Annotated in this window: 9 protein-coding genes; 8 read left to right on the forward strand and 1 reads right to left on the reverse strand. The window is 56.8% G+C overall.

All coding sequences use genetic code 11. The features are described from left to right. The first annotated feature begins 8 nt into the window (after positions 1–8). Entirely contained in the window at positions 9–1,547 is a 1,539-nt protein-coding gene (locus PV433_RS19785; protein WP_332073776.1) for an N-acyl-D-amino-acid deacylase family protein, read from the forward strand. 234 nt (positions 1,548–1,781) lie between these two features. Here the strand turns inward: PV433_RS19785 and gluQRS are convergent, their stop codons facing one another. Then, the gene (gluQRS, locus tag PV433_RS19790; RefSeq protein WP_332073777.1) at positions 1,782–2,753 is read right to left on the reverse strand and encodes a tRNA glutamyl-Q(34) synthetase GluQRS; all 972 of its coding nucleotides are present in this window, start codon (positions 2,751–2,753) and stop codon (positions 1,782–1,784) included. Between the two features lie 261 nt (positions 2,754–3,014). Between gluQRS and PV433_RS19795 the strand changes: the two genes are divergently transcribed. From PV433_RS19795 to PV433_RS19825, 7 genes are all read left to right on the forward strand, one after another. Further along, the gene (locus PV433_RS19795) at positions 3,015–3,836 is read left to right on the forward strand and encodes a hypothetical protein (protein ID WP_332073778.1); all 822 of its coding nucleotides are present in this window, start codon (positions 3,015–3,017) and stop codon (positions 3,834–3,836) included. A gap of 72 nt (positions 3,837–3,908) precedes the next feature. Beyond that, a complete protein-coding gene (locus tag PV433_RS19800; RefSeq protein ID WP_332073779.1) occupies positions 3,909–4,649 on the forward strand; it encodes an AAA family ATPase in 741 nt (246 codons plus the stop codon). 54 nt (positions 4,650–4,703) lie between these two features. After that, positions 4,704–5,492, forward strand: coding sequence for an endonuclease/exonuclease/phosphatase family protein (locus PV433_RS19805; protein ID WP_332073780.1), 789 nt, complete (start codon positions 4,704–4,706; stop codon positions 5,490–5,492). After that, entirely contained in the window at positions 5,492–6,190 is a 699-nt protein-coding gene (locus tag PV433_RS19810; protein WP_332073781.1) for a 3'-5' exonuclease, read from the forward strand. Before PV433_RS19805 ends, PV433_RS19810 begins: the two co-directional genes overlap by 1 nt. Positions 6,191–7,585: 1,395 nt before the next feature. Then, a complete protein-coding gene (locus PV433_RS19815) occupies positions 7,586–8,962 on the forward strand; it encodes an extracellular solute-binding protein (protein WP_332073782.1) in 1,377 nt (458 codons plus the stop codon). 15 nt (positions 8,963–8,977) lie between these two features. Further along, on the forward strand, positions 8,978–10,309 hold the full coding sequence (locus PV433_RS19820; RefSeq protein WP_332073783.1) for an ABC transporter substrate-binding protein: 1,332 nt from the start codon (positions 8,978–8,980) through the stop codon (positions 10,307–10,309). A 57-nt stretch (positions 10,310–10,366) separates the two neighbouring features. Further along, on the forward strand, positions 10,367–15,808 hold the full coding sequence (locus tag PV433_RS19825; RefSeq protein WP_332073784.1) for a carboxypeptidase regulatory-like domain-containing protein: 5,442 nt from the start codon (positions 10,367–10,369) through the stop codon (positions 15,806–15,808). Positions 15,809–15,832 lie beyond the last annotated feature (24 nt).

A 15,832-nucleotide genomic window follows, 5' to 3' on the forward strand; every position in this document is an offset into this window, starting at 1 on the left:
AATGGGTTGTGGAGTGTGAATTACTGATTGAAAACGGGATTCTTATCGACGGAACCGGAAGCCGTCAATATGCGGGCGGCATAGCTGTAGATCAGGGGAAAATTGTCGCGGTAGGGGATACGGCAGGAATTCAGGCGGCGGAGCGGCTCGATGCGCAAGGTTGTGCGATAGCGCCGGGGTTTATCGACGTACATGTCCATTCCGAGAAGGAGCTCGTAGGCGGGCCGGACCGGTGGGCAGGCATCCGGCAGGGGGTAACGACGCAGTTGATCGCCCCTGACGGCTTCTCCTGGAGCCATTTGGACGGAGCGCTTCGGAAAGAAATGCGTCAATATTTGGAAGTGTTTTACGGCGATACGCCGGCCGAATGGGGCGGGGCGACGGTTTCCGAGTTTTTGACGCTGTTCGCCGGGAAGCTTCCGAGCCATCTGGCGCTGCAAGTGCCGCATGGAGCGATCCGGGCGTCGGTCATGGGCTGGTCGACCGCGACGGCGGATGACGGTCAGCTGGCCGGAATGAAGAAGCTGGTGAAGGAATGGATGGAAGCGGGGGCCAAGTCGTTTTGCACCGGACTAGAATATGAGCCGACGGTCCATGCGGATCTGCGGGAGCTGGTGGAGCTGTCCAAGGTGACCGCAGAGTACGGCGGCGTGTATGTTGCCCATCAGCGCGGCAATTCCGGCCATACCCCGTTCGGGACGGACGAAACGATCGAGATCGGCAAGCGGGCGGGCATTCCGGTTCATATATCGCACTTTACGGTGGACGATGTCCAAGCGGGGAACGTCCGCCGGGCGGAAGCCGAAGGGGTCGATCTTTCATTCGATATGTATCCGTATCCTGCGGGATGTACGCACCTGCTCTATTATTTGCCGCCGTGGGCGCAGGCCGGTTCGCCGTCGCAGGTTAAGGAACGGCTGGCCAGCGGCCGGGACCGCGAGCGGATGTCCGGCTATTTAAGTCAAGCGTTCCCTCCCGAGCGGCTCCGCTGCGCTACTGTAAAGGCGGAACGGTATAAGCCGTATACCGGCATGATGCTGGCGGATATTGTTAAACAGACCGGCATGCCGCTGCCGGAGCTGATCTGCGACATGCTGCTGGAATCGGATTTGCAGGCGCTGTTCATTTATCACTGGGACCCGGTCCGCGAACCGTTTCTGGAGCACACCTACAAGCATCCCCGCCATATGGTGTCGACCGACGGCATCTTTGTCAGCGGATCGCCTCATCCGCGGGGGTACGGCACTTATCCGCGCATTCTCGGCTCGTTCGTCAGGGAGAAAGGCTGGCTCTCTATGGAAGAGGCGGTCCGGAAAATGTCCGGGTATCCGGCGGAACGATTCGGCTTGCATGACCGGGGGAGACTGGCGCCCGGCAAAGCCGCCGATCTGGTCATCTTCGACCCGGCCGTCATTCGCAGCGACGCTACGTTCGAGAACCCGCGCATAGCCCCGGAAGGCATCGCTCATGTGCTGGTGGCCGGAACATTTGTCGTCCGGAACGGAGCGGTGACCGGAGCGCTGCCAGGGCAAGTAATCGGCAGCTGATTCCGGAGGAACGCTAATAAGTATGGAGTTACCGTCATCCATCAACAGGCATAGCCCCTGATCGGTCAAATCTTCAAAAAAGCTCCGAATGCCGGCGGGTCCGGTATTCGGAGCTTCTGACGGTTGCCCGTTTTACAGACAATCCGTATAATGGCACAACAGGATGCCTAATTCGTCCGTGCCGGTGTCTTCGTCTTCATGCCTGCTGGTGCAGCTGCAGGTTCATGCGGACCGTCAGCACCTCGACACATCCCATAGCTTCAGGATCGCATGGTCCATTATGGTAACCGGCTCGCTAGGCACTTTGGCGAGATCGAAGCCGGGTATTAACTCGGCCGGTTTGACCGGTTCCGGCCGGTCGACAAGTCCGCTCCAGAAGGCCAGCCAACCGACGAGCCGCTCGGGCGGAATGCCGGCTGAACGCATGCGGGCGATCACCATCGTATCGTCCCGCTTGGCCAGCCTGCGGCCGTCCGGTCCGAACAGCAAGGGCACGTGGGCGAATTTCGGCGCGGTCCAGCCCATTGCCTCGTATAACAACAATTGTCGAGGCGTGGAATCAAGCAGATCGTCTCCCCGCAACACATCGGTGATCCGCATGGCCGCGTCGTCGACGACGACGGCGAGCTGGTAACTGAATATGCCGTCGGCCCGCTTCACGACGAAATCGCCCCCGGCGCCGGGCGGATAGAAGCGCGGCCCTGCGATCGCATCGACGAAATCGACCGGTTTGTCCGGCAGGGCGAAGCGGAGAGAGGGCGGCTTGCGCGCGGCTCTCGCTTCGCGCTCCTCCCCGGTCCGCTGGCGGCATATGCCCGGGTAGGCCGGGCCTTCCGAGTCCAGGCCGTGCGGCGCGCTGGCGATCGCCGCCAGCTCCGCTCGGCTGCACGTGCACGGGTACAACCAGCCGCCGCGCTCCAGCCGCTCCACCGCCTGCTCGTAAAGCTCCGCGCGAAGGCTTTGCTCGTACGGTCCGTACGGTCCGCCGCTGCCCGGCCCTTCATCCCAATCGAGGCCAAGCCAGCGCAGGTCGTCCTGGATGGCGCGGGCCAGCTCGGGCCGGGACCGCGGCTTGTCGATATCTTCCATCCGCAGCACGAATTGTCCGCCTGCGGCCCGCATTTGCAGCCAGGCCAGCAAGGCGGTACGGGCATTTCCGATATGCATAAGGCCGGAAGGAGTCGGGGCGAAGCGTCCACGTCTCAATGTCTCGTCACCTTCATTCATCGATTGGAATAATCGGCCGGATCGATGCAGCTGCCCGATCTTCGGTCGGCCCAGATATACGAATCAGAACGGTTGAAAGTTTATACGCAGATCGAGAGATACGTTAGTTTGGTATAATAGTTTGAGCATACCTCGCGTCATATGCACAGTCAAGCTCGGCTCGGTACTCATTTGCTCCGGGGTCCGACACTCGACTATAGCTGAGCATAACCGTTTCAAGATAACGAGTAGCAAGAGGGAATGATGATTAAAAAAAGCTCGCTTAGGACTTTTGCGGTATTGCTGATCCTGGTAACGATCAGTTGCGGTGCGACGATCCGGAATTCCGAGATAACCCCGGCTGCAATCGGCGGTCAAACGGAATTTTTGTCGGACGGATATTTTTATGAACTTGATGTCAGGTTCGAACAAATCAAAGCGGAACACCGCAAATGGTATCTGTTCGATCGGTCCGGGAAAATAGCCGCACAGGCCGTTGCCGCTCAAATGATGGACGACTTGAAAAACGACCCCGACGCTTTGCGTAAACATAAAAACTTCATACGTTACTTTGAAACAATCGACCGTATGGCTAGAAAAATAGGCCAAATTTCGGAAGAACTGCACTATTTTCGAAATACGTTGAACGCATACAGCGATGCGCCTTTCAAACTGGACGATATGATTACGCTTGCCGCCGAAGGGGAATGGAGGCTCTTTAGCGCGAAGTACCACAAGTACGATTTTGGCGGCTTAAACGGTGCCTATAACGTGAAGTTCGTCTCGGCGGACGGCCGGTTCGAGGCCGTGTATAATGCGGAGAACGGAGAAATCGTCGCAGATCCGGTTAATATGGGGACCTACAACTATGCGCCCGGTTCTATACACCCGGTGAAGTATTACCGGCACTATACACTGGATAAAACTCCATGGACGAAGTGGGGAAATACGAAAGAAATGGCGTACCGGGACATCGCCGCCTTGGAGTCCAAGCATGGAACGAAAATTTCCAATCAGAATGACAAAACGGTAGAAAGCCGGATACAAGACAGAAAATCAAGCCGATCAGACGGAAACCGCTGAAGGAATCGGAACGCCGTCTCCTCCTCTCGGTAGATACAAAACAACTGGAAGCTTGTGGAATGGAGGTTCGTTATGCCTTTTTTGAAACGTATCGTCTTGGACTGGGACCGGCTGGAAGAAAGCGAGAAGCGCGGATTTCCTTTCGATTTGCCTGCGATCCGATCCTTAAGCGGGTTGGACTTTCCGTCCAATGTTACGTTTTTTGTCGGGGACAACGGTTCCGGCAAGTCGACGCTGCTGGAGGCGATCGGCGCCGCTTGCGGCTTCAGCGTAGTTGGCGGGAAGGACCTGGTTATCGGCAAGGAGAAGGACGATTTGTCGCTGTCGTCGATCCTGAAGCTAATCTGGCAGCCGAAGGTGACTAGCGGCTTTTATTTCCGTGCAGAGACGTTTGATACGTTTGCGGCTTATATCGACGAATTGTCCAAGGAGCCGTTCGGTTCCAGAGCCTACGAGCCGTACGGAGGGAAGTCGCTTAACGAACGATCGCACGGTCAAGGTTTCCTCACCTTTTTCGAAAACCGGATGACCGGCAGGGGACTTTATGTGCTGGACGAGCCGGAGTCGGCCTTGTCTCCGCAAAACCAGCTCGCTTTTATGAGGATACTATGGGAGCTGGCCAGCGTAGACCGGGGGCAGTTTATTATCGCTACGCATTCTCCGATTTTGTTGTCGTTTCCGGGAGCGAGGCTGCTGCATTTTACGGATCGTTCGGTTGCCGACATTGATTACGAACAGACCGAACATTACCGGCTGACGCGCGACTTTTTGAATAACCGGGAGAGATACTTTCGCCTTCTGTTCGAAGAATAGAACCGTTGGCGATACAAGCAGATCGAGATTAGAGAAAGGGGAGTGCGGGACCACATGCGGGTCATGAGCTATAATGTGCACGGTGGAATCGGGATGGACGGCCTATACGACTTGGAGCGGATCGCAAGGACGATCGCGCAGGCGGATGCGGATATCGTCGGACTGCAGGAGGTTGACGTTCACTTCGGACAGCGGAGCCGGTTCGAGCATATGGCGGACCTTCTTGCGGATCGGCTGGGCATGTCGGTTTATTTTGCCCCGATCTACGTATTGCCGCCTTCCGAAGGCCGGGAGGAGGAGCGCCAGTTCGGAGTCGCTCTGCTCAGCCGGCTGCCGATCCGGAAGACGGCCAATCATAAGCTGACGCGTCTGTCGACCCAGGAGGCGTCCGCTCTGCCGGAGCCGATGCCGGGGCTGCTTGAGGCGGTGCTCGGCGCGGCCGAAAGGCAGCTGCGCGTGTACGTCACCCACCTGGATTATCGCGCCGATCCGGCGATCCGCAGGATGCAGATCGGGGAAATGCTTCAGCTTGCCGGCGTCCATACGGACCCTGTGCTGGTGCTTGGCGATTTTAATGCGCGACCGGATGCGCCGGAGCTTGCCCCGCTGTTCTCGGCGTTTCCAGACAGCTGGACGGCAGTCCGGGCAGATGTGGGACATACGTTCCCTGCAGATCAGCCGGATCGGAAGATTGATTATATTCTGGCCAGCGTTCATATGCGGACGATACGGACGTACACGATCCCGGGAACGGCTTCCGATCATTTGCCGATTGTTGCGGATATGGAGTTTGCGGACAGGGCGGACGAAGAAACCGTAGAGACCGAGGAGGTGAAAGGCTGATGAATGTGACGTTTCTTTCTTCGGAATTATACCGGGTGGATGGACTCCGGATCAGCGGGCTGCAAGACCGGACCTACTGCGTCTTTGATCTGGAAGGAACGGGCATCGATTATACGAAGGAATATATTACGCAGATCGGCGCGATTCGAATCGAACGGGGGACGACCCTGGAGGGAGGCCGCTTCTCTTCGCTCGTCCGCTCGCCGAAGCCGATTCCTCCTGCAATCGAACGTCTTACCGGTATAACGAACGCCGATATGGCTCGTGCGCCCGGGTTTCCGGAAGTGTATGCGGATTTTGTCCGCTTTGCGGAGGACGCCGTGCTTGTCACCCAAGCGGGTTACGAATACGACATGAATCTGCTGCAAAAACAGTGCGGCATGAGCGGCTTGCCCATGGCCGATAATCCGGTTATCGATACGAAAGCGATGTTCACCCATATTCATCCCGAGATCGATGCCGTCGTATCCACCGATTTCCTGCTGAACTATTACAGCATCGACGCCGATGACGTTCCCCGGCATGACGCGTTGGGCGACAGCGTCCTGATCGGCCGGATTCTGCTCCGGATTCTTGAAGAGTACCGGGAACGCGGCCTGGACGAGCTCGACCTGACCCGGGGGTTGACGGTCAGAAGGTTCCGGCTTCCGCCTTTTGCGACGGCAGATACGGATCAAGCCGGGGCGGCTAACGGATAGCCGCTAACGGTAAACGGTTAAAGACTAGCGGCGGACGATTGACGACTGACGCTAACAGCTACCGGCTAGCAGCTCAACGGCTGATGGCTAACAGCTACCGGCTGACGATTGACGATTGACGACTGACGACTGACGGTGCGCCGGGGGAGCGGCAGCCTCCGGCTTTGGCCGGGTGGGTTCGCCCCTAAGGTGTGACTCCTAAGGGACACGATTAGCGGGAAACGGTTCGTTATTCCGGACCAGGACGGACATTCCGGTTGATCTTAACTTTATTGCTTGAAATGGTCGGACGGTTCGGCCTTTACCTGATAATCGGGTAAAGGCTTTTTTCGTTTAATAAATCACGCTAGAAAGTCAATCTCCTCACCGTGGTAAAGCGGGAAAGCAATCCGTTTGCTTTTCGAGTCAGCAAATGCTGCAAGCCGCTTTGGGTCGATGTTACCCTGCTTCAGCGGGGAGGAAAGGAATCGATTAGAAGCGGTTTGTAGCCTTTATTTTTTGCGTATCCGCCAGGATGGAGGAAATAAGAGCGTTTTTTTTGGAGCTTCTAAAATCGGCAAAAAGGGTGCATCCCCCACCAGTGGGTTGAAATAAGGGGTACAAACCGCTTTTATTCGTTTCGTTTTTTGGAAAAGGCCGAAAAAAAAGAGTGCATAAGACTCTTATATAGTTTAGAGCCCGCGTGCGCATACGTTTTGGCGAAAGGGAACACATCCTTCCCGCAAGCAAGATGTTTTCGGGCCGCATCCAGAGCCTGGCGGGTCCTCCCCTAAACCTCATCAACCAGCGGCTGAAGCGAAGGTACTCATTCCCTCCGATATACAAGCGTACGGGTTTGCACGTCAATGGACCATCGGGGTGAATCTCTGACGGTTTTACTTATCGTTACAGAAATTTTGCTAGAGAGGTAAAGCTTTAAAGCGTTGTTTCAAAAAAGTAAATGTGAGTTTATGTACCAGAATAGCTGCCGCTTACTCAGAGTCATTCATAGTTATTCATCGTAATAAAGGCTTCGTTAAAATGAACCGGCATCGGCGGCCAAGGAGCGGCTTTCGTAGAACGTGCCCAATTATCGGGGAAAAAAGAAAAGAAAAAAGAACGCGGATACGAGGAGCAAGGAGCAGAGCGGTAAGGAGCATTCTTCCAGTAATTTGACTCGTAAAATTACAAGTTGTTGTCCATCTAACTCGTTAAATAACAATTGACAGCGCTTTACTTCCCTTATACACTCAAATTATAGAGAAAATATAACAGAAAAACCATATTGTGACTCATAAAATAATTGATTTTATGAGTCGGTATAAAATGCGCAGGAACTCCTGCAACAGCGGAGGTGATCGCAGGCTGAGCTGAAGCGAATCGATGGTTGACTATACAGAGCCGGGGTGCATCACGTTGAGAAAAAGACCGACCAAGGAACAATTCGGACAACAGCTGGAACAGTTCGCAAAGGAATTGCGTGAAGAAATGATAACGGGAAAGTGGGCTCCTGGAAGCTTCCTGCCGCCGGAGAAATCGCTGGAAATCCGGTTCGGGCTGAGCAATCACTCGATCCGGCTCGGGCTGGAGCAGCTGGTGCAGGAAGGGTGGATCGAGAAAATTCCGAGTGTAGGGAACCGGGTCGTCGCCGACCGCCCTCCTGTCCATCTGACGGTGGCCTGCAACCACGTCATGCTGCGGAATTTGAAGCTAGCCGGGCTGATTGAGCAATTTCGGCGTTTGTATCCGTGGATAACGGTGGAAGTCCGGTCCTGGAGCGGTTCGGTCCCCGGAGTGGATCTGACGGAGCGCGTGCTCACGGACGATCTGGCCCTGATGGATAACTTTCAGTTTCAGCAGCTATTGGAGCGCAAGCTCACTCACGTCTTCGAGCCTTTTGCGGGCTCCTATGATTTATATCCGCAATTCGCAGCCCATTTCAGCGCGGAAGACCGGCTGCTGCTGCTGCCGATCGTATTGTCGCCGCTCGTGCTTTGCTACAATAAAGCGCATTTCCGGGATAGCGGCTTGGCGGAGCCGAACGGCAGCTGGACCTGGGACGATCTGATCCGGCATGCGGAGCTGCTGTACGACGGCAGGGGGCGGTACGGGTTCGCCTTCCATATCCAATCGATGTACAGGTGGCCGCTGTTTCTGATGCAGAGCGGCGAGAGGTTCGAGTGGGACGGGGCGCAGCTCAGGGATATACGCGGCTCCCGGCTGCTGGACGGCTTGAAGCGGTGCAAGGACATTTTGCATAACCGGAAGGCAGTCCCGCTATATTTATCGGAAAACAACGACGATATCGACCGGATGTTCATGGAAGGGAAGCTGTCCATGGCGCTAAACACTTACATGGGTTTGAACGGCTGGACCGAGAGGCAGATCGAATACGATATATCGCCAGTCCCTTATATGGACAGTCTGAGAACGCTTCTGATTACGCTTGGGGTTGGGGTAAACGGCAGTTCCGCGCACAAAGCGGAGGCGAAGCTGTTCGCGGATTATCTGGCATCGCCGGAGGCGCAGTCTTACCTGTATCAGCACACGCTGAGCGTGCCCGGGCTGGCGACTTTGCCGATGAAGCAGACGGAACGGTCGGTTTATTCCCCGGACCGGTATATGCTGTTCCGCGAAACGATGGGGTCGTTTCGAACGCATGCGGAGCTGAACATCTCGTCCGCCGCTTTTGTATCGCTGGCCAATCTGCTCAAGCCTTACTGGGCGAATATGATCGATGAGGACGAGTTGTGCGACAGGTTAAGCGAAGCATTGCGTACGGAAGCTTACTGAATGGAGGAGAAGAAAATGGGAGTCCGAAAAAAGGTTGCCTCGCTTGCGGCTGTTTTAGTCGTAGGTTGCTCCAGTTTAATTGTAAGCGCTTGCTCTAATGACAAGGTAGCCCCCTCTGCCGCAGGCCCGGAGGCAAGCAAGCCGCCGGAGAAAAAAGAGCCGGTGGAGCTCGTGTTTTACTCCCAGGTCCCGGACTACGACGAGTCGTTCATGGAGACGTTCGGAAACAAAATCCAGGCCAAGTTCCCTCATATGACCGTCAAACATCTGAAGGCAGGGAGCAATAAGATTGACAGTCTGATTACGAATGGCGATACGATCGATGTCATGTTCATGTCGATCGGCCAGGCCGATACACTCATTCAATACGGTTTGCAGAACGATATTTCGGATATGATCTCCAGTCAAAAATTCGATCTGAATCGGCTGGAGACGACGGCGGTCGAGCTGCAGCGCTCCTTCGCAAGCGGCGGCATGTACGGGTTGCCGGTATTTACGAATACGCTGGGGCTGTTCTACAACAAAGACCTGTTCGCCAAATTCGGCGTAACCCCGCCGAAGGACGGCATGAACTGGGACGAAGTGTATGATCTGGCGAAACGGATGTCCCGCACGGACGGGGGGGTCCAATATTACGGCCTCGCGATGTCGTCGTCGGCGAACTTCGCCTTGAACCAGTTCGGCGCTTCGTATATCGATCCGAAAACGAGGAAGGCGGCCTTTACGTCCGAGCCGTTCCGGAAAACGATGGAGCTGCTGGCGGGCGTCTCGAATATTCCGGGCAATGGACTGACCGCGCAAAACTGGGCGCTGGGCAATCAGCAGAAGCTGTTCCCGGAAGGCAAGGCGGCGATGTTCCTGCATTTCGTCGTATACGGACTGTCGTTTTACAAAGATACGCTGAACTGGGACGTCGTCTCGTATCCGCAGCTCAAGGATAAGCCGGGCATGGGTGCGCAGACTTATCCGACATATTTCTACGTCACCAAAACGAGCAAGCATAAGGAGCAGGCTTTCGAGGCGATCGCTTATTTGACGTCGGAGGAGTTCCAAAATCATCTGGCCCGCAAAGGGATGCTGCCGGTGCTCAAAAACCGCGTGGCCGGGATGGCCGAGTTCGGTCAAGAGGTGCCCTACCTGAAAGACAAAAACGTAAAGGCGCTGCTTCCGGAGAAGTTCGCTCCGTCGCAATTTACGTCCGTGGATGTGGTGAGGTCGCAGTCTCCGGGCCATGCGTTCTTTTTCAATGCGTACCAGAAAGCCGTTCTCGGGCTGGAGGATATGAACACGGCTCTGCGGAGCGAAGGGGAGAAGCTCGATCAGAAGCTGGCGGAGCTGTTCAAGTAATGTGAGCGGTCAGCACTACCGCACTTTCCTAAATTAGGAATGAAAGAAGGATGAGGCATGGGAAAACGGTTTAAAGTCCAAACCTTGGTCTGTCTCGTAATCGCTCTTTTTCTGTCATCGGTGGTGTTCCCCGCTCCGGCCGCGCATGCAGATTCGTCAGGCGGAGGCCAAAGCGCCGCAGTCCCCCAGCCGATTCGTTACGACTCCGACAAGTGGGCTGTGCTGCCGGAGTGGAATTCGGCTCCTGTGATCGACGGCCAGATGAACGAATGGATGTGGGGGCTCGCCCCAAGCCTCAAAGATTTCAAGACGGCTTATTACGGCCATTTCTTGTCGCAGGATGCGGAATACCGGGTCGCGTACGACGATAACCAGCTGTATATCGGCGGAAGTATCGCCCGCACGGAAGCGGATACGCTGGCGTTTATCGAGGTTCTTCTTCGTCCGGCCGCTGGTGGTAACGATTTTTATACGGTGAAAATTCCGCTCCCGACCGCGCAGGCTCCCGTCTTGACGACGATCTGGAATCCGTCGCCCGACGTGACCAATTTATCGGCGGATGAGGGCAAGCACGTGATCCAGTCGTTTACGCACGCTACGTCGATGCAGGAGGACAGACGAGTCGTCGAAGCGGCCGTTCCGCTCTCCTCGATCGTGCCGGAGGGCGTGTCCGCAGGCGACGAGTGGCAAATGAACATTATGCATGTGCACAATCTGTACACGCAGCCGCTTAGCTCCTGGGTGGGGGTCCGGCAGTCCGACCATTGGCATGAGAGCGGTCCTGGTGCGAGGATTCGCGCAAGTGTAATCGATCAGGACCGGATGGGAAGCATTTATTTCTCAAGTTTTCCGAGGGTGATCGTGGAGGCTGGAAAGGTGATGCTACCCTGGCATCCGAAGGAAGCGAATACGGAGCTGCTGTACCTCGGGTATACGGAGAAAAGGCTGGTCTTGACGCTGCCCGCGCTTCAAAGCGGAGGACTCGGCCAACTAGGCAGCCAGGCGCTGAAAACGTCCACGGTCGAGCTGATGTGGAAGGAGCCCGGCAAGTCTTGGCAAAGTCTGGGCGATCATACGTGGAGTGAGGACGGAAGCTCCTTCCTCCTGGATTTCCAGCATCCGGCTCCGCTGGCTAGCGGAACGTACCAGCTGAGAATGGTGCTCTCGCCCAAGCTGGCGTTTCTAAAAGGAATCGCCACGCTGACGTTCGACCGGGATGCGCTCGTATCGGCGGGCACAGCCGCGTTCGCCGCCGGCGGAACGCCGGGACCGGAAAATCGTGCCGTCAACGTCCCGTGGAGCGAGCCGTCGGCCGAGGTTCAGCGCATTAAGGCGCTTATTCCGCCGCAGCCCGGATTCGTCTTCGTCGGCTTGCCGGAGATGCCGGAATTGTATCCGGGCGGCGGACTGTACCAGCTCTCTGCAGACGGACTCAGACTGACGGCTCCGCGAACCGGGACCGTGTACCCGAACGACCAGTTTAAGGAAGACAAGGAGCTAGTGCTCACGAACGCGAAAGGCGAAACCGTCTCGATCCCGTACTACGAGGATGCCACCGGCAAACGTTATTTCATAACGGCGCATCTGTGGTATTTGCAAAAATCCCGGGCGATCAGCCAGGCGGCCGCCCTTGCGAAGGTGGACCCTTTGGGCGGAGCGCGTCTGCTGTACGAATTCGCCAAAGCGTACGAAGGCTACAATCCGACCGTCGACCGGGTGGCGGGCAATCTGCACGCGAACCTGTCGGCGGACAAACGGTCAGGTCCGCCGTACGCCTACTGGGGCGGCATATGGGACCGTTGGTGGTACAACGATCTGCCCCAACTGACTCCGCTGATTAAAGCTTACGCAGAGCTGAAGCAAACGAATGTGTTCGATCTGCTCGAGGCGGAAATCGGGGAAGATGTGGAAGAACGGGTCGTACAGGGTCTGATCGTTCCGTCGGCGGATTTCGTGCTGACGTATCCGGACTATCTGGGCAATATGTCGTTTCAGCCTTGGAAAGGGCTGATCGAGGTAGGCAAGGCGCTCGGGGAGCCGGACTATATCCACCGGGTTGTCGAGCTGATCGAAAGTCTCGTGACCCGGATGTTCCTGTCGGACGGCTACTGGCAGGAAGTGACGCCGAGCTACCACCTGCAGACCGTGAACGGCTTGAAGCAGGTGGCGGATCAATTAAAGGGCTGGAGCGATCCGACGGGTTATGTGTCGCCTCGCACCGGCATCCGGTTCGACAATCTCGACATGGAGCAGCAGTACCCAATCATCCGGCGGGCGGTGGAAAACGGCAACAAGCTCGTCTATCCGGACGGGAAAGTGCTGCCGGTTACCGATACGTGGGCAAACGGCAAGCCGGCCGATCCGATAATCAACGGAGGCTCCTTCCTGCTGCCGGCGGCAAAAATCGGCCGACTGACCGGGGGAACGGGTCCGGGGCAAACGCAGCTGTACATGGGCTTTCAGCCGAAATACGGTCATGCGCATCTCGATCCGCTCAATCTGAGCTTGTACGCGCAAGGCCAGGAGCTGCTGCCCGATCTCGGCTATACGCACAATACGTTTTACCGCTGGTTCGCGCTATCCACGATGGGACATAACACGGTCGTAGTTGACAGCGCGAATATGGTGAACGGCGCCCAGGCGAAGCAAGGCGGCAACGTCGAGGCTTTTGTAACGGAGGGCGGCTTATTCCAGGCGATGCGCGCCGATTACGCTTCGGCGTATGGTGTGACGGAGGAGTACAGCCGGGAGCCGTGGTTCGTGCCGTTCGCGGACGGAAGCGGGGAGCAGGGCTACGTGCTGGATCTGTTCCGCGTCAAAGGAGGAAGCCGTCACGAATATACGCTGCAAGGAGACGCTAATCGCGATGCGGAATTTGCGACGGATTTGCCGCTTACCGATTACGGCCCGTATTTGCTGCCTCCGGGAACGAATGTGGTGCAACCGGTAAGCAACAGCGACAGCGGTAGCGCGGAAGGCCATTATCCGGGTTATATATACGTCCGTGACGTGAAGCAGGCGCAGCTGGATGAAGACCGGTATGAACTGACGATGGTGACGAATACCGGCGGCGAGGAGCAGGCGAAGCTGAACATAACCGGATTGCTCGAGCCGGGCAGCAACGAGCTGTATTTGGGACGGTCCCCGTCGCTCCGCTCGATTCGTCTTGGAGGCAGCGGCAGGGACAACAACGACGAAGCGGTGAAGTACACGATGCCGAAGCTGGTGCTGAGGCGGGACGGAACGAATCTGCAAAGCACATTTATGACCGTGATGGAGCCTTACCGCGGGAAACAAGCCCGGATCGAAGCGATCGACCGGCTTTCTCTGGATCAGGCGCCTGAAGGCGCGGCGGCGGTTCGTGTCACCTACGGGGATACGACGGACATCCTGCTGAGCAATCCGAATCATCCGGAGCAGCCGCTCTCGAGCGGCGATGTGACGATGGTCGGGGAGATGGGCTTAATCCGGCTTATCAACGGGGAAGTGCGGGAGATGTCGCTAGTGGGCGGCACGCTGCTTAAGAAGGGCGATCAGCAAATCGCCGGATCGGGTTTGGCTATGACGGGCAACGTCAGCGGTACGAAACGGATGGCGAAGGGCGACGCCTACGATGCGCTCGTAGTGGACGCCGCTGTACCGGAATCGGCGGCAGGCCAAACGGTCATCGTGAACCACCCCGACCAAAGCGCTACCGGATTTAAAGTCCGGCAGGTGCTGCGGGAAGGATCGCAGTCGGTCGTTGTGCTCGCCGAGCACGACCCGGGTTTCGAAATAATGGCGGACGGTTCGTCCCGGCAAGCCTTTTATCCCGGCCGCACCTGGACCGCGAATCATACGTTTTCCTTGACCGGCACGGTAAGCGCCCAAGTTTACGGGGGGCCGCCTGCGTTGACCAGCTCGGTCACCGGCGCGGTATACGGAATGGACGGCAGACCGGTGGCGGGGGCGACGGTTCATGTGACTGGTTATACGAACCTTGCGGCGGTTACGGATGCCGGCGGAGCGTTCACGATCCCCCATATTCCATCCGGAACTCAGCGGGTGACGGCGTTCGGGGGCGGGTATGCCAAGACGGTATCGGATGCGATCGTTGCGGCTCCCGGTCAGACGGCTCATGTTACTCTTTTTATGGAGAGTCTGTCACCGGAGCTGATTGAAGTTACGCCTGCTTTGCTGTTGGAAGGTGATCCGGTGCAGGCGACAGGCAACAGCAACGGGTACGTCCATCTGGTGCCTGCGGATACGCCGCCGACCAAGGAAGCGATCGAAACGGTGACTGCGAGCGTGTACGGGACGAGGGCGCTGTCGTCGGCGAACGTGCCGGCAGTTCTAAGCACGGGAGCGATAAGCGGCGGCAAATACAAAGTGTACCTGATCAACGACAGCGGTCTGGTGTCTCCGGGCCGAGAAATTATCGTCCTGCCCTTCAATCTGGCGAGGATGGAAGACACAAGCCCGTACATCTCTTATGTCGGCAAATGGGAACGGTTCAACTTGTCCAGCTATTCCGGCGGTACCATGATGCTGGGCCGGGAGAAGGGAGCCTATATGGATATTCCTTTCTACGGGTCATCGGCTAAGCTAATAGCTGATCTGCATACCGCCAGAGGCAAAGGAAACATATACGTAGACGGCGAATATGCCGCCACGATTGATTTCTACAGCTCTCCGATCCGCTATAAGCAGGAAGTGTTCGATACCGGACCGCTGGAGGAAGGCATTCACACGATCCGCGTTGAGGCGCTATGGGAGAAGCATCCGAGCTCGACCGGCTACAACGTTTCCTTTGATGCGCTGCAAGTCACCCAGTCGGAATTCCAGCTTACGGGAGTAACGGCAGGACCGCTCGTACAAGGCGAGCAGGTAGCTGCAACGAGCTCAAGGAACGGTTCGTTGTATCTGGTGCCGGCCGATACGGCAGCCGCTCGCAGCGCGATCGAACAGGCGGGTGCGGGTACGGCCGGGCGGACGTCCCCGGCGGCGGCAGGCATTCCGGGATCGCTGAATACGAGCGGATTACCTGCCGGCTGGTATAAGGTGTATGCGATCGATGCGCACGGCAAAGTATCCCTCGGATCGGCAGCGATCGCCATCGTAGATTCGCAGCTGCAAGCTTCCGTTATGGAAGATCATGATCCGATGGTGAGGTATACGGGAGATTGGAGAACGTACACCTACGCGGCTTATTCGGGCGGTACGATGAAGCTTGCTTTCGAGAAAAACGCTTATGTGGAAATTCCGTTTTACGGCACATCGGCTGTACTGGTCACCGATCTTCATACGGCGCGCGGCAAAGGCGCGGTGTACGTTGACGGCGTATTTGCAGGGAATATCGACTTTTACGGCTCGCCGATCCGCTACAAGCAGGACGTGTTCCAGACGGGGGCGCTGGCGGAAGGGGCGCATGTTTTGCGGATCGAGGCGTTGTGGCAGCACCATGCCAGTTCGACGGGTTATACGATACCGTTTGACGCGTTAAAGGTATCGGCGAACTAGAAAACGGCGCAGCCTGTTTTGCGG

This window comes from Paenibacillus sp. GYB004, from assembly GCF_036577605.1.
GTDB lineage: Bacteria > Bacillota > Bacilli > Paenibacillales > NBRC-103111 > Paenibacillus_AB > Paenibacillus_AB oceani.